General features: G+C 49.8%; 27 protein-coding genes. 9 read left to right on the top strand and 18 right to left on the bottom strand.

Translation table 11 applies throughout. The annotated features are described in order from the left end of the window. Positions 1 to 447 precede the first annotated feature (447 nt). The 5 genes from EIZ37_RS11850 to EIZ37_RS11870 form a co-directional block, all read right to left on the bottom strand. Entirely contained in the window at positions 448 to 1,167 is a 720-nt protein-coding gene (locus EIZ37_RS11850; RefSeq protein WP_134684828.1) for a GntR family transcriptional regulator, read from the bottom strand. Between the two features lie 162 nt (positions 1,168 to 1,329). Further along, on the bottom strand, positions 1,330 to 2,733 hold the full coding sequence (locus EIZ37_RS11855; RefSeq protein ID WP_235827971.1) for a glycoside hydrolase family 1 protein: 1,404 nt from the start codon (positions 2,731 to 2,733) through the stop codon (positions 1,330 to 1,332). A 13-nt stretch (positions 2,734 to 2,746) separates the two neighbouring features. Further along, positions 2,747 to 4,063, bottom strand: coding sequence for a PTS cellobiose transporter subunit IIC (gene celB, locus EIZ37_RS11860; protein ID WP_134684830.1), 1,317 nt, complete (start codon positions 4,061 to 4,063; stop codon positions 2,747 to 2,749). Positions 4,064 to 4,087: 24 nt separating this feature from the next. Then, entirely contained in the window at positions 4,088 to 4,408 is a 321-nt protein-coding gene (locus EIZ37_RS11865) for a PTS lactose/cellobiose transporter subunit IIA (RefSeq protein WP_134684831.1), read from the bottom strand. Beyond that, complete coding sequence (locus EIZ37_RS11870) at positions 4,405 to 4,719, bottom strand: PTS sugar transporter subunit IIB (protein WP_134684832.1); 315 nt, start codon at positions 4,717 to 4,719, stop codon at positions 4,405 to 4,407. Before EIZ37_RS11870 ends, EIZ37_RS11865 begins: the two co-directional genes overlap by 4 nt. A 161-nt stretch (positions 4,720 to 4,880) precedes the next feature. Here EIZ37_RS11870 and manA point away from each other — a divergent pair, with 161 nt between their 5' ends. After that, a complete protein-coding gene (manA, locus tag EIZ37_RS11875; protein ID WP_134684833.1) occupies positions 4,881 to 6,731 on the top strand; it encodes a mannose-6-phosphate isomerase, class I in 1,851 nt (616 codons plus the stop codon). Positions 6,732 to 6,796: 65 nt separating this feature from the next. Here manA and EIZ37_RS11880 read toward each other — a convergent pair whose 3' ends face one another. From EIZ37_RS11880 to EIZ37_RS26545, 6 genes are all read right to left on the bottom strand, one after another. After that, a complete protein-coding gene (locus EIZ37_RS11880) occupies positions 6,797 to 7,051 on the bottom strand; it encodes a YciI family protein (RefSeq protein WP_134684834.1) in 255 nt (84 codons plus the stop codon). 79 nt (positions 7,052 to 7,130) lie between these two features. Beyond that, a complete protein-coding gene (locus EIZ37_RS11885; RefSeq protein WP_134684835.1) occupies positions 7,131 to 8,612 on the bottom strand; it encodes a DUF4153 domain-containing protein in 1,482 nt (493 codons plus the stop codon). A 128-nt stretch (positions 8,613 to 8,740) separates the two neighbouring features. Then, the gene (locus tag EIZ37_RS11890) at positions 8,741 to 9,334 is read right to left on the bottom strand and encodes a hypothetical protein (RefSeq protein WP_134684836.1); all 594 of its coding nucleotides are present in this window, start codon (positions 9,332 to 9,334) and stop codon (positions 8,741 to 8,743) included. A gap of 30 nt (positions 9,335 to 9,364) precedes the next feature. Further along, positions 9,365 to 9,805 carry a GNAT family N-acetyltransferase gene (locus tag EIZ37_RS11895; RefSeq protein ID WP_134684837.1) on the bottom strand — a complete coding sequence of 147 codons (441 nt, stop codon included), beginning with the start codon at positions 9,803 to 9,805 and terminating at the stop codon, positions 9,365 to 9,367. A 57-nt stretch (positions 9,806 to 9,862) separates the two neighbouring features. After that, positions 9,863 to 10,402 carry a GNAT family N-acetyltransferase gene (locus EIZ37_RS11900; RefSeq protein WP_205683825.1) on the bottom strand — a complete coding sequence of 180 codons (540 nt, stop codon included), beginning with the start codon at positions 10,400 to 10,402 and terminating at the stop codon, positions 9,863 to 9,865. A 157-nt stretch (positions 10,403 to 10,559) separates the two neighbouring features. After that, positions 10,560 to 10,691, bottom strand: coding sequence for a hypothetical protein (locus tag EIZ37_RS26545; RefSeq protein WP_268898745.1), 132 nt, complete (start codon positions 10,689 to 10,691; stop codon positions 10,560 to 10,562). A 142-nt stretch (positions 10,692 to 10,833) separates the two neighbouring features. On the opposite strand from EIZ37_RS26545, the gene EIZ37_RS25925 reads away from it, so the two are divergent. Beyond that, a complete protein-coding gene (locus EIZ37_RS25925) occupies positions 10,834 to 11,004 on the top strand; it encodes a hypothetical protein (protein WP_167568809.1) in 171 nt (56 codons plus the stop codon). A gap of 58 nt (positions 11,005 to 11,062) precedes the next feature. Here the strand turns inward: EIZ37_RS25925 and EIZ37_RS11905 are convergent, their stop codons facing one another. Together EIZ37_RS11905 and EIZ37_RS11910 are read right to left on the bottom strand one after the other, a co-directional pair. Beyond that, a complete protein-coding gene (locus EIZ37_RS11905) occupies positions 11,063 to 11,497 on the bottom strand; it encodes a VOC family protein (RefSeq protein WP_167568811.1) in 435 nt (144 codons plus the stop codon). A 32-nt stretch (positions 11,498 to 11,529) separates the two neighbouring features. Continuing rightward, the gene (locus EIZ37_RS11910) at positions 11,530 to 11,982 is read right to left on the bottom strand and encodes a pyridoxamine 5'-phosphate oxidase family protein (RefSeq protein ID WP_134684840.1); all 453 of its coding nucleotides are present in this window, start codon (positions 11,980 to 11,982) and stop codon (positions 11,530 to 11,532) included. A gap of 116 nt (positions 11,983 to 12,098) precedes the next feature. On the opposite strand from EIZ37_RS11910, the gene EIZ37_RS11915 reads away from it, so the two are divergent. The 5 genes from EIZ37_RS11915 to EIZ37_RS11935 all read left to right on the top strand — a co-directional run bounded on the left by EIZ37_RS11915 (position 12,099) and on the right by EIZ37_RS11935 (position 15,359). Then, the gene (locus EIZ37_RS11915; RefSeq protein WP_167568813.1) at positions 12,099 to 12,686 is read left to right on the top strand and encodes a CGNR zinc finger domain-containing protein; all 588 of its coding nucleotides are present in this window, start codon (positions 12,099 to 12,101) and stop codon (positions 12,684 to 12,686) included. A 130-nt stretch (positions 12,687 to 12,816) separates the two neighbouring features. Beyond that, positions 12,817 to 13,572 (top strand): DUF2087 domain-containing protein, encoded by a 756-nt coding sequence (locus tag EIZ37_RS11920; protein WP_134684841.1) that lies wholly within the window; start codon positions 12,817 to 12,819, stop codon positions 13,570 to 13,572. Positions 13,573 to 13,590: 18 nt separating this feature from the next. Next, positions 13,591 to 13,947: a GIY-YIG nuclease family protein gene (locus EIZ37_RS11925; RefSeq protein ID WP_134684842.1), complete on the top strand. Its 357-nt coding sequence runs from the start codon at positions 13,591 to 13,593 to the stop codon at positions 13,945 to 13,947. 165 nt (positions 13,948 to 14,112) lie between these two features. Then, entirely contained in the window at positions 14,113 to 14,901 is a 789-nt protein-coding gene (locus EIZ37_RS11930; protein WP_134684843.1) for a hypothetical protein, read from the top strand. Then, positions 14,901 to 15,359 (top strand): hypothetical protein, encoded by a 459-nt coding sequence (locus EIZ37_RS11935; protein ID WP_134684844.1) that lies wholly within the window; start codon positions 14,901 to 14,903, stop codon positions 15,357 to 15,359. Before EIZ37_RS11930 ends, EIZ37_RS11935 begins: the two co-directional genes overlap by 1 nt. Positions 15,360 to 15,411: 52 nt before the next feature. On the opposite strand, the gene EIZ37_RS11940 is transcribed toward EIZ37_RS11935, so the two are convergent. Then, a complete protein-coding gene (locus EIZ37_RS11940) occupies positions 15,412 to 17,415 on the bottom strand; it encodes a methyl-accepting chemotaxis protein (RefSeq protein WP_134684845.1) in 2,004 nt (667 codons plus the stop codon). Positions 17,416 to 17,775: 360 nt separating this feature from the next. Between EIZ37_RS11940 and EIZ37_RS11945 the strand changes: the two genes are divergently transcribed. Together EIZ37_RS11945 and EIZ37_RS11950 are read left to right on the top strand one after the other, a co-directional pair. Beyond that, a complete protein-coding gene (locus EIZ37_RS11945) occupies positions 17,776 to 18,468 on the top strand; it encodes a futalosine hydrolase (RefSeq protein WP_235827973.1) in 693 nt (230 codons plus the stop codon). Then, a complete protein-coding gene (locus EIZ37_RS11950) occupies positions 18,468 to 19,298 on the top strand; it encodes a 1,4-dihydroxy-6-naphthoate synthase (RefSeq protein WP_134684846.1) in 831 nt (276 codons plus the stop codon). Before EIZ37_RS11945 ends, EIZ37_RS11950 begins: the two co-directional genes overlap by 1 nt. Before the next feature lie 333 nt (positions 19,299 to 19,631). On the opposite strand, the gene EIZ37_RS11955 is transcribed toward EIZ37_RS11950, so the two are convergent. From EIZ37_RS11955 to EIZ37_RS11970, 4 genes are all read right to left on the bottom strand, one after another. Beyond that, positions 19,632 to 19,883, bottom strand: coding sequence for a hypothetical protein (locus tag EIZ37_RS11955; protein WP_134684847.1), 252 nt, complete (start codon positions 19,881 to 19,883; stop codon positions 19,632 to 19,634). Positions 19,884 to 19,999: 116 nt separating this feature from the next. Beyond that, positions 20,000 to 20,422 (bottom strand): NUDIX domain-containing protein, encoded by a 423-nt coding sequence (locus EIZ37_RS11960; RefSeq protein WP_134684848.1) that lies wholly within the window; start codon positions 20,420 to 20,422, stop codon positions 20,000 to 20,002. A 106-nt stretch (positions 20,423 to 20,528) separates the two neighbouring features. After that, entirely contained in the window at positions 20,529 to 21,347 is an 819-nt protein-coding gene (gene speD / locus EIZ37_RS11965; protein ID WP_134684849.1) for an adenosylmethionine decarboxylase, read from the bottom strand. 121 nt (positions 21,348 to 21,468) lie between these two features. Next, positions 21,469 to 22,149, bottom strand: coding sequence for an O-methyltransferase (locus EIZ37_RS11970; protein WP_134684850.1), 681 nt, complete (start codon positions 22,147 to 22,149; stop codon positions 21,469 to 21,471). Between the last annotated feature and the right edge of the window lie 49 nt (positions 22,150 to 22,198).

Here is a 22,198-nt window from a genome sequence, read left to right on the forward strand (position 1 = left end):
TTTCACGCTTTGCTGTTCAGTTTTCAAAGAACATTTTCACCACCGCACCAGATGGGCGGAAAACCAATATATCACGAACACTCTTATAAAATCAAGTGGTAATTATCGGTTTTTTGAACTGACTCGTAATTTCTTAGCCTCATCTGAGCCGAAACTAACTATAGCACATCAGAACAATTCATTTCAAGTGAAAATTTTTAGCAACTCTTAAATCTTAAACAATGACAAAAATTGTTCGCCGTCATCATTTGATAGTAAGCTGCCACCCTGTTTATCGGGCCGAAATAAAATCTATCACATCTCCACGTGTGAAATCAAGATAAATATTTGGAAACTCAATCAGCATCTCACTATGCACTCATGATAAAGAAAAAGAGGGCATCCCCGCTCCATCCCCGGGAACCGCCCCATTCCTGAAACCTGTTCACTTTAAAACATTACTTCCCGCTACTTTTTAATATTGAGAGTAGTGAACACAAATTTATCGTACCGATGCCGCGCAAAGGAATACTCAAATGGCTGGCCGCTGCCAAGAAATACGATTTGTTCTACTTCCAAAACAGGGTCGTCCTTTTTGCAATTCAAATACTTCTGATCCAACTCATTTGGCTTATCGGCGCGAATCATTTTATGCGTAGTAGCAATCGTCAGCCCGAGTTTCCCTTTGATATGTTGATAGACGGATCCATGCAACACTTCTTCATTGATACCGGGGATCCTCTGTACGGGCATATACGTCTTCTCAATTACATAAGGCTCCCCTTCGACATAACGGACCCGAATGATTTTGTAAACGGGATCCGTACTCTCGATGGCCAAGTAGTTCGCCACCACTTCATTCGGAAATTCCACGCTGAATTCGACGATATGGCTGGTCACTTTCTTTCCCTTCGCCGTTTCCGTCAACCCGATCGTTTCCTTTTCCAGCACATGCACCAGCTGCTTTTGCAAGGCTGATTTCAAAATAAAGGTGCCGTGGCCGCGCTTGCGGTGAAGCAGCCCCTCCATGACCAGCACTTCGAGCGCCTTTTTCATCGTCATCCGACTACAGGAGAATTCCTCAGCCAGCGTCAGCTCGTCGGGAATCGGCTGATCGGTCGGATAGTATTCGTTGCGTATGCGATTTCTCATTTCGTTGGCGATAGCTTGATACTTAGTCGTTGTCATTTTTGCTTTATCTCCAGTTCCTTTTGAAAACGATTTTCCGTACGCACATATCTGCTTTTCCATTATAATATGGAATCCCTATGACTGCACAGCCAATCGCAGACTCATGTCTCTTCCCAAGCTGAAAAAGATGGCCATTCCGACCATCTTTTTCTTCTCCGGCTAAAAGCCTTGCTTATCGACCATTTCTTTAAACCAATAACCGCTTTTCTTCACTGTGCGTTTGGCATCACTGGCCAGATCCACCGAGACGAATCCATATCTGTTTTTATACGCATTCAGCCAGGACCAGTTATCCATAAAGGTCCAGAGATGATACCCCTTAACGTTGACCCCTTCTTGAAGCGCCCGGTGGACCTCCTTCAAGTGGCCCTTGATGAAATCGATCCGGTAATCATCCTGAATCATGCCTTGCTCATCGAGGAACCGTTCCTCGTGTTCAACCCCCATGCCATTTTCAGAAATATAGCAAGGGATGTTATCGTAGTTTTCTTTCACATTGATCAAGATATCGTAGATGCCTTTCTCGTAAATTTCCCATCCACGGTACGGGTTCATCTTTCGTCCGGGCATTTCATAGAAATCGAAAAAGTGCTCCGGCAGCAAAGGAGCTTGGGGATTCGGCACCGATTCGCGAGCCTTCACACGCCGCGGTTGGTAGTAATTAATCCCCAACAGATCGATCGTATTGGCTTTGATCAGCTCCAGATCCCCTTCCTCGATAATCGGCAGATGATTGACGCTCCGCAATAGCTCAACCAGATCCGGAGGGAATGTCCCTTTTACCGAAGGGTCCAAGAATGAACGGTTAAAAAAGGCATCCGCAATCCGGGAAGCCTCCAGATCGGCCGGATGATTGCTGCGCGGATAGGACGGAGTCAGGTTGAGTATGATCCCTATCTGACCATCCTGCCCCAGTTCACGATAAGCCTTGATCGCCTTGGCGCTGGACAATATCGTATGAAAGCCGACCTGGACCGCCTTTTGAAAGTCGCAAAGATTTGGATAATGGAAGTTGTACAAATAGCCGCCCTCGACCGGCACGATCGGCTCATTGTGAGTAAACCACTTCTTGACCCGGTCTCCAAACAAACGAAATGCAGTCGAAGCATACTCCGCAAAGCAATCCACCACGAAGCGGCTCTCCCATCCCCCTTTTTCCTGCAGCGCCAGCGGCATGTCAAAGTGATACAGATTGACAAACGGTTGAATACCGTTTGCAAGCAATTGATCGATCACCTTATTATAGAAATGAACCGCTTTTTCATTGATCTCGCCATGCCCCTGCGGAAACAATCTGGCCCACGAAATCGAAAAGCGAAACGAATTGTGCCCCAGCTCCTTCATCAGACGAATGTCTTCCTCATAGCGGTCGTAAAACTTTGATGTATCGGCTGGCCCTACGCCGCCATGAAAGCGGTGGGGCTCCAGCTCGTACCAATAGTCCCAGATGTTTTTCCCTTTTCCGTCCCGATCCGCAGCTCCCTCCGTCTGTGTGGCGGAAGCAGCCGACCCCCACCAAAAGTCAGCAGGAAAGCGGTACTGAACTTGGCTATCTTGCTTCACATGATCATCTCCCTTATTGCGCAATCTCTTGCTGCTGAGTAGCATCTTGTTCTTTTTTCACATTCATGCGGTCGATTACCTTCAGGAACGGGAACCAGATCACCAGCACGATCGCAAAGTTGACGAGCTGCAGGATTCCCCCGGCCAGCGAGTTGGTGGCCATCATCCCGTTGAGAAAAATCGGAACCGTCCACGGAACCGTCACACCGGTCGGAGGAGGTACCAATCCCATCTTCATCGCATAATAAGTGACGAGGGTGACAACCATCGGCGACACGATCCACGGAATGGCGATCATCGGGTTCATCACGATCGGAAAGCCAAACACAACCGGTTCGTTTACGTTAAATATGCCGGGACCAATGGCCAGCTTGCCCACCTGCTTGATTTGCTTGCTGCGCATGAACCACAGCATGGCGATCACTACGGCAAGCGTCATCCCCGTGCCACCCATGCCGACCGTGAACGTATCGATAAATTGCTTGGTCACCACATGCGGCACTTGTCCACCGGCTGTGTAGGCGTTTAGATTTTCCAGCGACAATGTATTCCAGATGGGGTCCATCACCGAGTTCACGATTATTTGACCATGTAGCCCAAAGAACCAAAGAATCTGAATGAAGAAAATCGCAATCAAGGTCGGAATAATGCCGCTGCCCAAACCGACGAGCGGAACCTGTACCACCCGATAGATGAGGTCATGCAAATTCGTATGGAAAGCTTGCGTGACCAGGATGTTGATCAGCAAGAAAACAGTCAGCGTCAAGGTAGCCGGAATCAATGCAGAAAAGGAGCGCGCGACTGCTGGCGGAACGCCATCCGGCATCTTGATCGTAAAGTTCTTCTGTACCGCCCATCGATAAATTTCCGCCGCCAAAAACGCGGAGATCATGCCGAGAAACATCCCTTTGGCTCCAAGCCGATCTAGCGGAATCACCCCTGTAACCGTTTGCCCATTCTCGGTCGTCAGCAAAAACGGTGTCAGCATGAGAAACGAGGTAAGGGCGATCGCCCCGCCAAAAATCGCTTCTACCTGATAGCTTCGCGAAAGATAATAGCCAATCCCGAATACAATGAATACCGTCAAGATTCCCATCGTGGCATTCGGAGCAATTCCCAAGGCGTCGCGAAACGCTTGCAGGCTGCCTTCGCTCATCAACTGATCCAAGAAAGGCAGGTTGGTCAAGACGACCACGATCGACCCGAAGATCGTCAACGGAAAGCTCAGCATGAACGCATCGCGCAAAACGGACAAATATCGATTGTTATTCAATTTCCCAGCAATCGGGAGTAAAATTTCACTAAATCGATCAAAAGCAGACTGCTTCATGGCAATCATCCCTCTCTTGTTTTCCTACACGCATTTCAGCTGTACAATCTCAAGCAAACCTTTGACGATATCCTTCATGGTCAATGTTGACATGAGATGGTCTTCCGCATGGATCAACAGCAGCGACAGTTTGTTTTCATTTCCCTGGGCTTCATTTTGAATCATCTGAAAATGAAACTCATGAGCCTGCCGCAGATCTTCTTCCGCTCCAGCAAACAACACTTCATAATCACCCATCTGCCCTTGTTTAAACGCTTCCAACGCTTGCATGATTTTGCTTCGCGCATTGCCGCTGTGCAAAATCAGCTGAAAAGAAAGCTGTTCCTCCGTGAGAACTTGACTCATCGTGTACCTCCCATCAGCGAAATCGCTTGTTCATAAGCCGCTTTCCCATCCGCCATGCCGTACGCGACCATATTGATGACCTCGACGGAGATCCCGTATTTCGCCGCTTCCTTTTGCAAATCGCCTTTCAAAAAGCTCATTTGCGGGCCGATCAACACGACGTCCGCCTTCGCCATCTCCTGCTTCGCCTGCTCCTGGCCCACCGCCCAAATTTCCGCTTCCTCTCCGATGCTGCGCGCGTGTGCCTTCATTTTTTCAACCAACAGACTAGTCGACATTCCCGAACTGCATGCCAATAAGATCTTTTTCATGGTAACTCCTCCCCCTCGCTTGAATAACTGGTTTCCAATACTCCCTATCGAGTGAAGCGCTTACACTTATATCATATACATTTGATTTTAAATGTCTATACTTTTGAATTAAAAATTATATACTTATTTGTGAACTCGAATTCGTGAAGGAGGTTTTCGCTATGTCTGCATATCCCATTTTTCTCACACCTGTATGCAAAGAAAGGCTCTGGGGCGGAGAGGCTCTCCGGCGGTTTGGCTATTCTTTTGCGCAGCCTAACATTGGCGAAGCTTGGGCCGTAGCTGCCCTGCCAGACGGTGACAATCTGGTGGAAAACGGCGACTGCCGGGGAATGACGCTCAGTCAATTATGGCGTGAACGGCCCGAACTTTTTGGCAATCCCGATGAGCCTGAATTCCCCCTCTTGATCAAAATCATTGACGCTCGGGAGGACTTATCCATCCAGGTGCATCCCAATGATGAACAGGCGCAGCGATTGGAAGGTAGGCCCTATGGAAAGACCGAATGCTGGTACATCCTTGACTGCGCCCCTGATTCGCGCCTGGTATTTGGGCATAACGCTGCCGTATCGGATGAAATGGAACGATTGATTGCGGCTGGTGACTGGACAGCTTTGCTGCAGCAAAGAAAGATTCAACGAGGAGATTTCCTGTTTGTCCCCAGCGGCACTGTGCATGCGATCGGCAAAGGGACTATTCTCTTGGAGGTGCAGCAAAGCTCGGATTCGACTTATCGCCTGTATGATTACGATCGACGGGATGCCCAGGGAAATCTGCGGGAGCTGCATCTGGAGAAATGCATAGACGTGACCAATGTGCCGCATCACGAGGTAAGCTATCAACGGCGAACCATCCGCCATCCGTCTTCTACACAGGAAATATTGACGAGCAATCGATTATTCCAGCTTTCACGCTGGGAGGTGCGTGGTGAAACGCAATTGGACACACGCTCTCCCTATGCGCTCATGACAGTCGTCGCAGGATACGGCAAGCTGCACCATGGCGAGCAGGCCTATGAGCTGACCGCCGGGAAAAGTGTGCTGATTCCCCACGGTTGCGAGGGGATCGTCGTGGAAGGAGAGCTCGAGCTGTTTCTCACCCATCCCGGAAAAGAACCGGAAGCGGCTGAAAGCTATCGCATTGGTGTGGATATCGGCGGCACCAATCTGCGTGCCGCTGTCGTCGATCAAGCGGGGCAGATCGTCAAGCGGGTGGCCATGAAGACGTTCGCCGAAAAGGGCCCTGATTTTGTGATTCGAAATCTTCAGCAAATGATTGGCTCGCTCATGCAGGAATATCCGGTCACACATATCGGACTGGCATGCCCAGGGCCGCTGGATGCGAAAGCAGGGATCATTTTGAGCCCGCCGAATCTGCCGGGATGGGATCGAATTGATCTGAAAGGAAAGCTGGCCGCGACTTTTGACATTCCGGTCACACTGGACAACGACGCCAATGCGGCAGCCTTGGGTGAAGCGCTGTTTGGAGCCGGAAAAGGCAAGCGCAGCGTCTTTTACGTGACGATCAGCACAGGAATCGGCGGAGGCTTTGTATACAATGGCAATATCATACAGGGGGCGCATTTTTGCGCAGGAGAGGTGGGCAACATGATCATCCGTCCCGACGGCCCTGCCCACCCGATGCTAAACCAAGGCTCTTGGGAGACACTCGCCAGCGGCACCGCGTTGAACCGGCAAGCGCAGCAGATTGACCAGCGCAAAAGCTTGTTCCAGCTCGAGCAGGAAGGCAATGCCCAGGCGAAGGAAGCGATCGAACAATTTGTTGCCAACCTCGCTACCGGGATCGCCAATCTCGTTCACATCCTCGATCCGGATACCATCATCCTGGGGGGCGGTGTGATGAAATCCAGACATCTGTTTTGGGAGCAGCTGCATCGAGCGGTGGATGAACGGCTCTATCCCCAATTGCGCGGCAAGATCGATCTGCAGGTGGCACAGCTAGAGGATGATGCAGGGATCATTGGAGCTGCGTTTTTGGAACCGGGCGCTTGATCCGCTGTAATGAAAAAAGGAGCGTGGCACTTGTCCACGCTCTTTTCCCGGGTAATGATATTCGGTTAGATTTTCCACTCATGCAGCTCAAGTCTGCGGACACCTTGAGTAACGTAAGGATCTTTTTCCGCCATTTCCTTTGCCTCTTCCAAGGAATCCGCTATGTAGATCACCATGCCTCCCGCACCATCCAAAAATGGTCCTTTGGCGAAAATTTTGCCTTGCGCGTTGAGCTCTTCCAGATAGGCCAAGTGATCAGGGCGCACCGTTTGATTCTTGGTCTCGTCTTGCATGTACAAAATTGCCGCGAAATGTGCCATCAGTCAATCGTCTCCTCTTCCCGCATGATTGCAGATGCATTGAATGATCCCATCTTACCATAAAATACTGGCGATACGACTAGCGATTGCTATCGAGAAGCTGCTTGGCCCTGTATTTTGACCAGTTAAAGGACTGCCACGAATCGTCATCGTCCATCTCTTCGCGCATCTCATCCAAGCCGTACTTGATGATTTCAGCCACCCCTCGATCTTCAAGCAACGGCACCAGATAGGGGACCGCATCATAGGACAGATGAGTCAAATAATCCGCATCGATTTTTCCCGTTTCCTCATAGCGGCTGATATTATTTTTCGCGATGATGGCATCGATATTGATGTAGTTCAAAAGCAAATAAGCTGCTATTCCCGTTAGCGCGTAATTCTTGATCAGCGAGATGCCCTCGCGCCAAATTTTTACCAGCGCAATGCCAAACAGCACAAGCAAAAACAGCATGAATGCATGCGCCAGCAATCGAGACACTGTGTACCCATACGCCTCCTCGTACAGCGAAAGGCGAAAATACGCGGAAAACAGCATGAATCCGGTGCAAACCGTCAAGAGACTCAGCAGGATTTGCACCATCCGGTATACCCGCGGCTGCTCCTTCGAAGTCAGGTGCATAAACATGAGCAGGATCAGGAAATTGATGATCGTCACCATCACCAGCTCGTTAAACCCTTTTCGGGCATATTCTGCATAGGTCATGTCATCTGGCAGCACAGTCTGTGCCCCGCTGAACAAATACGAGATTTGAATGATCGTAAAAGCAGCATACACCAGGTTGATCACCACTAAGATCGTCACAAGAATAATGCCGTCCCACCGCTGCTTTTCCTCCTGCGGCACGGGATTGGGAATCTCTACGGATTCTTCGCGCGGAGCCAGCAATGACCACAGGTACGCAAATGTGCCAATCGAAACCACCCCGATCAAGATCCCGCGGAAGGAGACTTCCATGATTTCCAGATCAAAGAGCATGCGCGGAATTTCGCTTAAAAAGTACCCGAATACACTGTCGGCTTCGGATAACAGCGAAAGCACGACCAGCAGCAGCGGCAGGGAAATGCCCAGACCGATCAATACTTTTATCGCGACCCCATACTTTCGCTTGTCCGTATTCGCCTTAATCCAATTTTTCACAAAGGAAAAAGGAATCCGCACATGCTTGATCGTGTAGTAAAACACCAGCTCCAGCACTTCAGCCACAAAGCCGATTTTGTACCAGTCCCGTTTATTGCGTTTCGCGACGAGGAAACTCTGCACCACGAATAAAAACGGAACCAGCAGGAAGTTGAGGAAATGAAACAACCCGTTGGAATACCAGAAAAATGTCAAAGAGAGCAAAGCAATCGGTACCGTTAGCAGCCATTCGAAGGTTACCTGCAGCTTGCCGTACTGGCGAAGCTGCCAGCATAAAAGCCCGTAGATGGCCAGCACGAAAAGCGGGTACGAGACCCCAAGTTCCTTTCCGTAAAACAAAAAGTCAAACAAGATTCCTGCAAGCAGCGAGCCGCCCAGGAGCCCTAGTTCCTTTCTCCCCCATTGCGTTGCATCCGCCAAAAGAGTTCACTCCTTTTCATACATGCCCCAATCTTTTCCAATCTTGTGAGGCTATGAGTATATACGGAGCAGCGGATGCAATCGCTACATATCATGTGGATAACAGATTGATGATACAGGGCGGGAATTTATTTTCCTGCATGCGGGAGCTGCACCCCCGATTTACTCACCTTGCCCATATAAAGCAATCCGCCGTCATCAAAGCCTGTGGTCAAATGAAGCGCATCTTTCCCAGTGAGCAGCAGCTCCTGATGCTGGCGAGCAAACGTCAGAACGTACAGGACGGAGGTTGCGAGAGCCAGGTAGAGTCCGAATGCAAAATCGCTTTCCAGGATGTCCTGAAAGGAATGGTACGCGTCGATATCAGCGTAACGGCCATCCGGGAAATAGTCGTTATTGGCTGCCCAGTCGAAGTCCTCCTCATCAAACGCCCGGGAGCCGGATATGTATAAGCGGATGCCGTCCTCTTCTTCAAAGAGACCGAAATTCACCGCGACAATCTCCGCCGGCATCGCTTCTTCTTCCAGCAATCTCGTCAGCCACGCCTCGAATTGCGGATAGTTTGCCGCGATCTGACGCACGATCGCGGCTACCTCTTCCTCCTCGTAATGCTCGGTAAACTGCAAGGCGTCCTGCGTGATCTGTCGGAGCCCTTCCTCCATAGTCGCTACATGCTCAACCAGCTTACCGGCTCGTTGATGGACCTTTTCAATCTCTGTCATCGTTGGGTGACCTCCACTCGTTTCATTTCTCTAGCTTTTTACGCTCATCGTGATATTTCGTTCGGTAAAGCCCAATTGGCGATACAAATGGATAGCCGCATCGTTTTCGATAAAGACATTCAAGCGAATTTCCTCATATCCCGCTTGCTTTAACTGCTCGATGCCGCTCTGCATCAACTGTCGGGAAATGCCCCTTCCTCGATAATCAGCGCAGACATACAACTCATAAATAAACCCGAGCATCGCATCCGTAAAGGAATCTTTGCTTGGGCCGAGCAATACCCACCCCGCTACATTTCCATCGTCGATTGCAGCCAAATAGTACCCACCCTTTTCCAGCAAGGGCTCCACCATTTGTTTTACCTTTTCATCGGTAGGAAGGACACTTCCCATCGTTCCTTCCTTCATCGCTTGCGGGGACAGCTTTCGGATCGTTTCCATTTCTTCTGTGGTCGGCATGCGGATTTCCATACTCGATTTTCCCCTCTCTCCTTGTCTTTCCCAATTATATAGGAAACGGAGAGCTGATCAATCGTCCTCGTTGATGATGGCCAGCACTTGATGATCCTCCCACCTGCCGTTGATATGGACGTTTTTGCGGGCAATGCCTTCCTTCTGAAATCCCGCTTTTTCGAGCACACGGATGGATGCGATATTGTGGGGCATCACACCCGCCTCGATGCGATGCAGCTTTAGCTCGCGAAACGCATACTCGACCACCAGCTGCACTGCCTCTGTCATACAACCTTTTCCGTTCCACTCCTGATCGAGGAAATATCCGATATAACAGCTTTGCAACGGGCCCCGCAGCACCTCCGTCAAGGCTGCCTGGCCAATGAGCCGGTTCGTTCCTTTGGCAAAAATGCCAAAGACGTATTGCTGATCCTGCTCCCTTTTTTCTTTGCTTGTCGCGATAAGGTTTACTTGCTGTTCAATGGTATAGAACGAGTCCTCGCGAGTGGTAATGAATTGGCGGAAAAAATCGCGGTTTTTGCGATGCAGCTCCAGCAATGCCTCTGCATCGGTCGGTTCCAGAAACCGCACATCTACCTTTTTTCCCTGTAACATCATCGTTGTTCCCTCCCTTTTCGATTAGAAAACTTGACTGCACGAATGCGGAAAAAAAAGACACCACAGCGGCTTCCTGTGGTGTCATGTCTATCTATCCATTCCACACCACAGGCAGCGACCCGTGGTGTTATGTCCGGCATGTGCCATAACACGGCTAATCTACGGTAGACGAGTCGCTTTCCTCTCCATATTTGGACAGACTGATCCCGTGATTAGCAGCAGCAAAGAAAACAGCGGTCGAGTAGCCCACGCCTTTTGGCAACGACAGAAGCGATCTTTTCTTCATGTGGGCACTCTCCCTTCCAAGGTTTCTTTAATAAGTATGATATCGATTGGAAATCCATTGGTCAATGCGGGAAGTGTCTGTGCATACGCGCTTTTTCAAGTGAGATACTACCAGAAGCTTGCAGAAAAAGGAGGGATATCACATGGATGCACGCAAAGGGGATACGGATATGGAAGCGGTCTACCAGAATAACGATCTGGAAGGCTACCGTCCCATGAGTCCGGAAGAGCATAAAAAGGAAACAGGCTATGCGCAGCAGGCGGATCCGAATGCGGTGAAGGAGTCAAAAGATTCGGTGATGTATTGGCGGTAAACGGTGGCATCAAAAGAAAAACGGGGTTGTCCAGTGATCGGACAATCCCGCAACCCTTTTAATCCACCACACCGCAGCCGCCAATGATCGGGATCTCCCCGGCCAGATCCTTTTCGGATGTAGCAAGCTCGATGCGAATCCCGCTTGGCTCATAGCAGAACAGCGCGATGTTTCCCCCTTCTTGACCTCTGACCCCAATCCCGTCAAATTGCAGGCGTACGTTTTTTTGCTTCATGCGTGCCTCGATCTCCCTCAAGACCGCTACCGATTCGACCTGAAAAGCGAGATGGTGCATGCCTGCCGTTTTCACATCCGCCTCCCGCTCTGCCGTTTGCCACAGGGTAATCATCGTGGTGCCATCGGTGATGTAGGCGCGGTCTCCTTCATCGTATCGCAATACGTCAAATTCCAGGATGTTTACAAAAAAGTCTTTGGATGCCGCCAAGTCGGTAACGCTCAATCCTACATGATTGACTCCTGCTGTCATTGCCATTTCCATCTCCACCTTTTTCGCATAATAGGGTTTCAAATTCTCGCCAGCTTCGGGATACGCGCTGAGCAATTGCGATACACCTGCTCGACCTCGACTTTCACGACCTGGATCGCTCCCGGAAAAAGCGCACACAGCTGCGGATCATCAAGCACCTCTGCTTTGCCGTTAATGCGCAAGCGCTGTTGATGGGTAAAATCGATGAACAGCATGCCAATATGCGGATTTTCCAGAATATTGCCCAGACTTTGAAACGCACCGTTTCCGGGATAATCCGGAAAGATTAGCGAGGTTTCATCCAGCACTTTTACAGCAGGATGCCCTCCCCGGAAGCTGCAATCACAGTTACCGTCTTTGTCTGCCGTCGCGATAAAGAAGAAGTCGAGTGTCTCCAAATAGCGGCGCAGTAAATCGGTTATTTTCTCCCCGACGCGGATTCCATTCGTTTCAAACTTTTGCTGCAATGCGAGCTCACCGATTTGTCCCATCAAGTCCACCTCGTTCGCTAACCTTTAAAATAATGTTTTAATGGTTATAGCATACATTAACTTATCTAACTTGTAAATACATTTTTAACGGTTATAATGGTTAATGAGGTGATATCATGGACAAGTCGCGTTATACATTAGGCGGAGCCACCTGGATTAACTTATTAAATACCATCAACAAAAAGCGGGAGGATCTCCTGCTCGATCATAAGAAAACGTACGAATGGCTGGTGGAAAACCACCTTTTGCGAAGCGGTGACAGCGAAGCTCTGGATACCCCGGAGACGATGCAATCATTAGTGAAAGACATGAAGGAGCTGCGCAACCTCTGTGAGATGGTCATGACCGAGATTGAACAGCAAGGCAAGCTTTCCCCCCGCACCATCGATTCATTGCAAAAGGTAGCCGAGCAGCTTCGGGTGATCGTCAGCGTTGTCCCCTCTGCGGAAAAAATCGGACTCATCCATCAGGGAGCCACACTGTTTGATCACGTGCGTTACCATATCCTGCACTCGATCCTCCATACGCTGAAGCATGTTCATCCCGATCGGATTCGCAAGTGCGAGCACGATGAATGCATCCTCCATTTTCTCGATACTTCAAAAGCAGGGAAGAGACGCTGGTGCAGCATGGAGACATGCGGGAATCGGCAGAAAGCTGCTGAATTTTATGCGCGGCGGAAAAAGCAAAAAGATACAGATTGAGGGAAACTCGACTCGTTTTTCGCCCTCTATAGGACCCCAGATCATGGCGGTCCTTTTTTCTTGACTTTAACATAGACAATATCGGATAATGTTTGTATTAAAACAAACAATTAAAAGGTGTGTTTATATCATGGATATCTCCGAACGTTTTTGGAACGCTTCCCTGGAGGAGATGAAGAGAGGGTATATTGAGGAATCCGAGCATTTTCTCTGCCTCCTCTGCGGCAAGCAGACTGAGAAGGGCATCATTTACCCGGATGATGATATGCTCTACGATGCGCAAAGATACATGAGGCGCCATATTGAGCATGCCCATCAATCCGTTTTTGACTATTTGATTCAATTGGACAAAAAGCTGACAGGCTTGACCGAGCACCAGAACAGCCTGCTTCGCCTCTTTTACCAAGGCAAAAGCGACAAGGATGTCCAGCAGGAGCTGGGAATCGGCAGCGCCTCCACGATACGCAACCATCGTTTTGTATTAAAAGAAAAAGAACGTCAATCCAAAGTGTTCCTCGCAATGATGGAGCTGCTCAGAGAGAAAGACAAGCATGCCCCTGCCTTTGTGGAGCTGCACAAGACCGCCCGGATGGTGGATGAACGCTATAATGTCACGCTGGAAGAAAACGAAAAGCTGCTGAAAAAATATTTCCCCGAAGGCACGGACGGCCCTTTGGCTGCATTTCCTTTGAAGCAAAAACAGAAGCTGGTCGTACTGCGTGAAATCGCGAAACGGTTTGATCGGGATGCCACTTATACCGAGAAAGACGTAAATGAGATCTTGAAAGACGTGTACGAGGATCATGTCACCATCCGCCGCTACCTCATCGAGTATGGGTTTCTGGACCGGAAAGCAGACGGCAGCATGTATTGGCGCACAGAATAGACAGGAGGGAAACTTTGTATGGATCGCAAAACAGAATTGAAGCTGCAATATAAAGAGACCATCAAGACCGAGGCTGGGGTCTACCGAATCGTAAATACCATCAATCAGAAGATGTTTGTCGCGAGCACCCCAAACTTAAAAACGTTAAACGGAAAAGAATTTCAACTGAAAATGGGCAGCCATCTCAACCGAGAGCTGCAAAGGGAGTGGAATGAGTACGGCGAAGATGCTTTTCGCTTTGAAGTTTTGGAGGTGCTGAAAAAGAAGGAAACCGGCTACTATGACGCTGCCTATGAACTGGAGAAATTGGAGGAAAAATGGTTGGAGAAGCTGCAACCCTACGGTGAGCGCGGGTATAACAAACCAAAAGGATAAAACGAACGGGAAAGAACCGTCGAAACGCTCGCACATTCGCGTTTGACGGTTCTTTTTTTACTTCTTGATCACAAAAATTTTCGTCCAAACATTTTTCACGATGATAAGTATGGAACTGGCGGGGAAAAATAACCCAAGCGAATCGGCGTGCGAAAGGGGAATGAAATGAACAATTTCCGCAATCCAGAACGAAACCGGCGGTATCTCGCACATGTAAGCATGGTGGGCACCACGCAGATCCATTTGCGGAATCCGTATGTCATAGCTGGTTGGTCGATGGCTTTCCCCGGTTTTGGCCACCTGCTGTTAAATAAATATCTTCGCGGGTACGCCTTAATCATTTGGGAAATGTATATCAATCAAAAGATCAAGCTCAACTTGGCGATGATCCACACCTTCAACGGAGATTTTCAAGCCGCACGGGATGCGTTGGACCCTACGTACATGTCCTTGTACATCCCCGTTTACTTGTTCGCGATATGGGACAGTTATCGGACAACGGTCGACTTAAACAGGGCGTATATTCTAGCAAAGAGGGAAAATGCCCCGTACAGCAAGTTCGACATCGGCGCATTTGAAATCAATTATCTCGACAAACGCAAGCCTTGGCTCGCAGCTGTCTGGTCCATGGCCATCCCTAGTGTCGGCCAATTGTATCTTCATCGGATCATCCTGGCCGTATTTATTCTGGCGAATACCGTCATTCTCATCGGCAACTCCAAATTGCTTTTGGCTATTCATTATTTAATCATTGGAGATTTGAAAGCGTCCAATTCGGTTCTGGAGGCCCAATGGCTCTTGTATGTTCCTTCCTTTTATTTCTTCACGATTTACGATTCCTATATCAATTCTGTGGAAAACAACAAACTATTCGAAGATGATCTCCGGAACTTTTTGCTGCAAAACTACCAGCCCGCGGGCAAGTTGATTTCAATGGGGAGGAACCCGGACTAATGCAGATATTCGCTACGTTCGAATATACTCCTTTACTGGAAATCGCCATTTCCGAATTGGAGACGAAAGGGATCACCGACATTTACGCGGTCCCGCTGGATCTGCGCAAAGAACAGCCGAGGCTGATTGACAGCTTGCACCGGGCAGACGGGATGTCCTTGATCGACAAAGCTATGATTTTAGCTTTTATGTTCAGTACGATCGGGGCAAGCAAGGGATTTGTCTGGAAATGGGGGCCGATCATCTGGGGGATCATCGGGGCGGTCATCGGTTTCGTGACGGGTGTGCTGATCAATTGGATTCAATATCGGATGAAGAATCGCAAGCTGCGACGTGAGAAGAACCTCGGGCCAAAAGGGGAGGTCATTCTGATCGTGACGTGCGAGGATGGTCAAGCCAAGATCGTGGAAGACATCTTGTGGGACCATCTTGCGCTCGGCTTGGCCAAAACAAAATGAAGAACCGCCACGTCGCTTTTCACGGCATGGCGGTTCAATACGTTTTTTTCGGTTATTTGGTCGTAAATTTGGAAAGCGTTTCTTGCAGCTCTTTGGCCATCGTGCGAAGCGACTCGCTGGATGCGGATAGTTGTTCCATCGAAGCGAGCTGTTCCTGTGAGGAAGCGTCGATGGATTGTGCATGGGACAAAGAGTGATTGATGACCCCTGCCATATTGGCCATGGAGGAGGTCACTTCCTGCGTTCCTGCAGAAATCTGCTCCGACGCGGCAGAAATATCCCGGATCTGATCAGATATATGCTGGACGGAGGAATAGATGGTTTCAAACACTTCGCCCACGTGATTCATGATCTGAGTACCCTGCTCGACCACCGTCGTGCCTTCGTTCATCGCCTGTATCGCTTTATTTGTTGTTCCCTGCACTTCACTGATCAGCTGCGCAATATTTGCCGCAGATTGATTCGATTGTTCCGCAAGCTTTTTGACTTCGTTGGCGACTACCGCGAAGCCCTTTCCATGTTCCCCCGCACGTGCTGCTTCGATCGATGCATTCAGCGACAGCATCTGCGTCTGGCTGGCAATGTCACTGATCACCGTCACGATTTCACCGATCTTTGAAGATAATTCACCCAAGATCGCAATTTCCTCTGACGTATGCTTCACAGACGTTTGGATCGCATTCATTTGCCTTACTGCATCTTTTACTGCCTCATTCCCCTGTTGTACCTCGGCAGTCGTGCTGGTCGTCGTGTCGGAAACAATGGCGGCGGATTCCGCAATTCTCATAATCCCCGCTGTCATTTCTTCCATCGCAGCAGTGTTTTGCTGAGCTGCTTGGTTTTGCGTCTCGGCACCGGTTACCACGCTTTGAATCGCTTGGCTGACTTTTCGGGAGGTTTCTACGTTTGTCGCCGAAATGGACGTTAACTGCTCGGATGAGGAAGCGACAAGCTGAGCCGATTGGTTCACTTGATCGATCATCGCATTCATCGAATCGAGCATGATATTCATATTTTGATAAATTTGCCCGATTTCATCGCGGGATTTCGGATGAACCCGCACGGTCAGATCACCGGTGGCCACCTGCTTCAAGCCGTCCGCCAGTACCCGGAGCGGTTTTGCTACACGTCGGCCGATATACCAAGAAATCAGGGCCACGAGCACACTAGCCGCGATCACGATGACAACAGAGATATTCACGAAATCGGTCACTTCTGAATAAACCTCACTGGTGTCCATAGTGACCATGACCTTCCATCCGGTAGAAGGGACGGTGCTATAGGCTGACATTTTCGGAATCCCCTCGGAATTGATAAATTCCATCGTTCCGCTGTCATTTGCAAATACGGTGTCTTTGAAGGCTTGTACTTGATCAGGCGTAAAAATGTCGTTCATGGTTTTCCCGATATGGGTCTTTTTGGGGTGTGTAATGAAGGTCCCCGCATTCGACCAAATGTAGGATAATCCGGTTTCACCTGTTTTGATATCACTGGAATATCTCGCGAAGGAAGCCGGATTCAGCGTACAGTTGATCGTTCCCAAAAATGTGTCGCCGTCCAGGAGAGGGATTGCCAAGACGATAATAAATCCGCCTGTTTTTTTGTTCACCAGCAAGTCGCTAATCGCGGGCTTCCTGGTTTCCTTCGCCTTGATGAAGTAATCCCTGTCTGCTACATTCGAAGTTTTGCCTTCCCAGTTGGTGCTCAGCGCATTTTTATCGACATAGGCAAAGTATTCGATTTCTTTGTCAACTTCGCCGATTTGCTTCAATATGGATAAGATGTACTGCGTGTCTCCCTTTTTAAATTCCGGATGAAGTTTGATGATTTCCTGAACCGTATCAATTTTATGCTGAATCAAATAATCAATATTTTTGGCGTTCGATTGGGCCAGACTAATTTGCTTTTCTTGTGCTTCTAAAGTTGTAGTATCTGTCGAATAATTGGTCAGAGTCAGAGACGTAAAAATAAGCGGCAACAACGAAATTAGTACGAGCAGAACGACTAATTTGGTTGTGACCGATGCACTGACTCTCCCTCCCATCCACTTCATCATGATTGTACACTCCTCTGTTCCTTTGTTGATTCTGTTGCACCTGTTTTCCTCATAAAAGCCTATTGCCACCAGAAAGATAACTCCTATAGAACTACTTTTTACTCCGATAAACAAAGATAGTAAACCTATCCAGCGGAATTAGCAAGTTATTATATGGGCATATATGCAAAATATGTAATTGATTCGTTAGTAAAGTGCAAGGAAAATCAGTATCCTTACTACTATTTATCATTTTTTATTAATTAAATAAAAGGATGCCCTTCCCCCTCTTTACACAGAAGAAAGTTAGCGATACCTTTGAAGATGGAATGCTTCCCATCGTGTGAACTCGTGATTTCTTAGTAAAGGAGCTTGTCAATCATGCAAGAGATGAGTAACGTAGGCAAACCTGCCGATTTACGGTCTACACCGGAAAAACGCATACTTGTCATGACCTCGGTTGGCGTAGAAAGAGACGCGGTCTTGCGAGGTCTTCATGGCGACAGCAGGTTTGATGTTCGAGTGGGAGGCGTGGGTCCGGTCACGATGGCAGCAAGCACAGCCACAGCTCTGGCGACAGCCCGCTACGATCTGGTCGTGAACGCCGGGATTGCGGGCGGCTTTGTTGGCAAAGCTGACATCGGCACGCTGGTTGTGGCAAGTGAAATTGTCGCCGCGGATTTGGGTGCGCAGACCCCCGATGGCTTTTTAAGCCTGGACGAGCTGGGTTTTGGCTCTGCTCGCGTTGGTGTGGATACAAATCTGGCAGCGCGCGTGACGGAAGCCTTGCAAGCGGCAGGGCTGATCGTTAGCATGGGGCCTATCCTCACGTTATCTACGGTAACAGGCACTGCCGCTACCGCAGAGGAATTAGCCACACGCATACCTGGCGCAGCTGCGGAAGCCATGGAAGGATTCGGCGCAGCGACCGCCGCAAGCCAGCATGGCGTACCTGTCATGGAAATCCGCGCAATCTCCAACTCGGTGGGACCTCGCGACCGGGCGGCGTGGCGAATTCCCGATGCCCTGAAAGCCTTAGAAGCAGCAAGCACAGTATTAGCGGAGGTGTTATGATGAAAATTGCTTATTCTCCTTGTCCCAACGATACATTTGTTTTCCACGCTTGGGCGCATGGGCTTGTCCCTGGCGCACCACAGCTTGATGTGATGTATGCCGACATCAACATTACGAATGGCCTTGCAGCTCGCGGCGAAGGGCCGGAAGTGCTGAAGATCTCCTATGCCGCACTTCCGTGGGTCCTCTCGGAATACGCTTTGCTTCCATGCGGGGGTGCCCTGGGCAGAGGCTGCGGCCCTTTGGTGCTATCCAAAGAAGCCGCTGATCCCGCTTCCTTGGCTGGTAAACGTGTGGCAGTTCCAAGCGATCGCTCCACCGCATATCTTTTGTTCCGTCTCTGGGCCGCGCAAAACGTTCCCGGCGGTGTCGGCGAAATCGTGATCATGCCATTCCATGAGATCATGCCTGCTGTTCGCGATGGCAAGATTGATGCTGGACTTGTCATTCACGAAGCGCGCTTTACTTATCCGACCTATGGTCTTACCCTGCTGACGGACTTGGGGAACTGGTGGGAAGCGGATACCGGTCTGCCGATTCCGTTAGGCGCCATTATCGCGCGGCGATCACTCGACCTGCAAGCGATCTCAGGCTGGATTCGCCAATCGGTCGAGTATGCATGGGCACATCCGGAAGCATCGAAAGAATATGTGATGGCGCATGCGCAAGAGATGGACCCTGAGGTTGCCAAAGCGCACATTGAGCTGTATGTGAATGAGTTTACGGCCAATCTGGGTGAGGACGGCTATGCGGCGATTGAAGCACTGCTCGGCCGCGCTGCAAAAGAAGGCCTCGTTCCCGCATTCGATATGTCGCTATTGCGTCTATAAAGGAACTGACTACGTCGGACTTTTGGCGTAGTCTTTTTTGTGCAAACATTGTGGTGAGGGAAGGGAAGAGAGGGCGGTGCTGCGTTCTTGCCACACCCACTAGGGGGTAGATACTGTCCGGTTCCGCTGCCAAAAACGGTACGTCACGCAAAAGTTTCGAGGAAGCCTATTCATACGTAGAGGTTGCGCGACAAGCTTGTACCGTTACTGGCAGCTCCACCTTGGTAGGTGTGACAAAGACACCGCCCGTCCCTCTCTTCCCTTCCTTACGTGGCTGAAAAAAATCAAAAAAAAAAGCTGCGCTTCATTCGAAACGCAGCTTCTATCTTTTTCTCAGCTACTCCGGCTTTTACTGACCATGCTCCACAGCCAAGTGAGCACGATGCCGCCGATCGCACCTGCGAACACATTGAAACCAGCCAGCATCCAGAGCCAATCTCCCAGCACCAGATCCCCCAGCCATGTGCCCAAAAGCGCAGCGATCAGCGAAGCCCACCAGCCTTTTCCGCCAACCTCTCCTGACACGAGATAGCTCATGCCAGCCCAGACAACTACCCCGACTATTGCCCAGACGATCCAGAACATTCCGACACACTTCCTCTCTTATGGTGGCAGCGCTTACATGAATGTGATGAATAATATCTGTTTTGCTACCATCATATTACGGACGTATCAAAGTGTTCCGGAGCATTCGACTATCTTTACCAGACTCTTTTTTTCAATTGCTCAATCGCGGGTATGGTGAAACAAGCGATGCTGCCTGGAAGCTGGGACAAGGGAAACCAGCGCAAATCGCCAATCGCTCCACCCTCCTCCATATTCCGGGCTACCCCGCCTTTGATTTCCACCTCATAGATGGCAGATACCCAGTGCTCCTCATTTTCGGGTTGTACGGTTTCCGCTATGCAGAGCAGGCCTTTCACCTCAACATCGAGATTTACTTCTTCCTTCACTTCCCGTACGACGCATTGCTCCAAAGTTTCATACAGCTCCACCTTTCCTCCGGGGATACTCCATGTATCTTTCTCAGGTTTGCGATTCCGCCAAACCATCAGCATTTCATTGTGCTCATTTATGATGACTGCCCCTACTGCCAATCTGGGGGCTTCCATGTGGGTACTCATGTCTTTTCACCTGACTATCTGCCATTTGGCTGGTATGAGCAACAGTATAGTACAAAAACACCCGCTCCGGAAAGGAAGAACGGGTGCTGATGATTGAGCGGAGAACCTAATTCCCCGCCATCACGATATTTTTGCCGTAAAAAATTTCATCCATTTCCGATATGAGCCGTTCCGTAATCTCCTGTTGTTCCTCGGGATCCAGCTCATCTTTCGTATGGCCGAACAAATAATTGTTCAAGTCAAATGCCCGCAGCTTGCATTTGGTATGGAATATATTTTCCTGATACACGTTGACGTCAATCATCTGATACAAGTCTTTGACTTCGTCCGGTATGTAATTTTGGATCGAGCTGATTTCATGATCGATAAACAGCTTATGGCCGTTGATATCCCGGGTAAAGCCGCGAACACGGTAATCGATCGTCATGATGTCCGTGTCAAACGAGTGGATCAGAAAGTTCAGGGCCTTCAGCGGTGAAATTTCCCCGCAGGTGGACACATCGATATCGGCACGGAATGTACTGATGCCCTCGTCTGGATGATACTCTGGATACGTATGCACGGTGATATGACTCTTATCCAGCTGGAGGACGACGTTGTCAGGGAGCGGACCGGGGGATTCCTCAAACGACTCCGTCGGCACCTCGACCACCGGACCTTCGGAAACCAAATAGACCACACTCGCCCCCTGCGGGACATAGTCCTGCTTGGCGATATTGAGCACATGGGCCCCGATGATGTCCGCTACCCCCTTCAAGATGCTCGTGAGCCGATCAGCATTGTACTGCTCGTCGATGTATGCGAGATAGGCTTCACGCTCTTCCTTTGTCTTGGTGTAGCATATGTCGTACATGTTGAAGCTCAATGATTTGGTGAGGTTGTTAAAGCCGTGCAAAGTGACGCGCTGTTCTGGTGTCAGGTTCATAAACGTTTTCTCCTTGTTCCATTCTCTGCCGGGAGTCTTCTCTAAGTAATGGTTAGCGTCTCCCATTTGCGTGAGAATCAAACATCGGATTCACGCTGCTCCAGTTCCGAAGCGACAAGCCTTATCCATTTACCCGTGCGATGGCAAACCCATCATACCCTTTGCTGCCTACGGTCTGAACGGCAGTGGCAGTTACCCGCGGATCAGTGCTCAGCCGTTCATAAAAGCGGCGCACCCCTTGAATCGTTGGGTTGTCACTCGAAGCATCAATAACCTCGCCATCGCGGACCACATTGTCGCCAATGATGAGGCTTCCGGGCCGGGACAGCTTGAGCGCCCATTCCAGATAAGCCGGATTATTGGGCTTATCCGCATCGATGAAGATCAGGTCAAAAGGTCCGCAGCCCTCTGCAGCCAGCTGCTCCAATAAATCCAATGCCAGACCCACGCGTACCTCCACCACATGGCTTAGGCCGGCGCGCTCGATATTGGCGCGGGCGACCTCCGCATGCTTCGGCGCATATTCCAGTGTGATCAAGCGCCCTCCTTCAGGCAGCGCCCGGGCCAGCCAGATCGTGCTGTACCCGCCAAGCGTACCGATTTCCAGAATGGTTTTGGCCCCTTGAATTTTGGCCAGCAAGTGCAGCAGCTTCCCCTGATTCGGAGCCACGTCGATTGCCGGCAGTCCCGCTTCCGCATTTGCTTTCAGCGCGGCATCCAGCGCAGGATCCACCGGAACCAGCATGTCGGTGATATATTGGTCTACCTCTGTCCATCGTTGTTTCCATTCGTCTCGTTCCATCTCTTCCCATTCCTTCCGATTTCGTGTCTGTCTTGCACATTTATACAGC

The sequence above is a fragment of the Brevibacillus migulae genome, assembly GCF_004521915.1.
Lineage (GTDB): Bacteria > Bacillota > Bacilli > Brevibacillales > Brevibacillaceae > Brevibacillus_F > Brevibacillus_F migulae.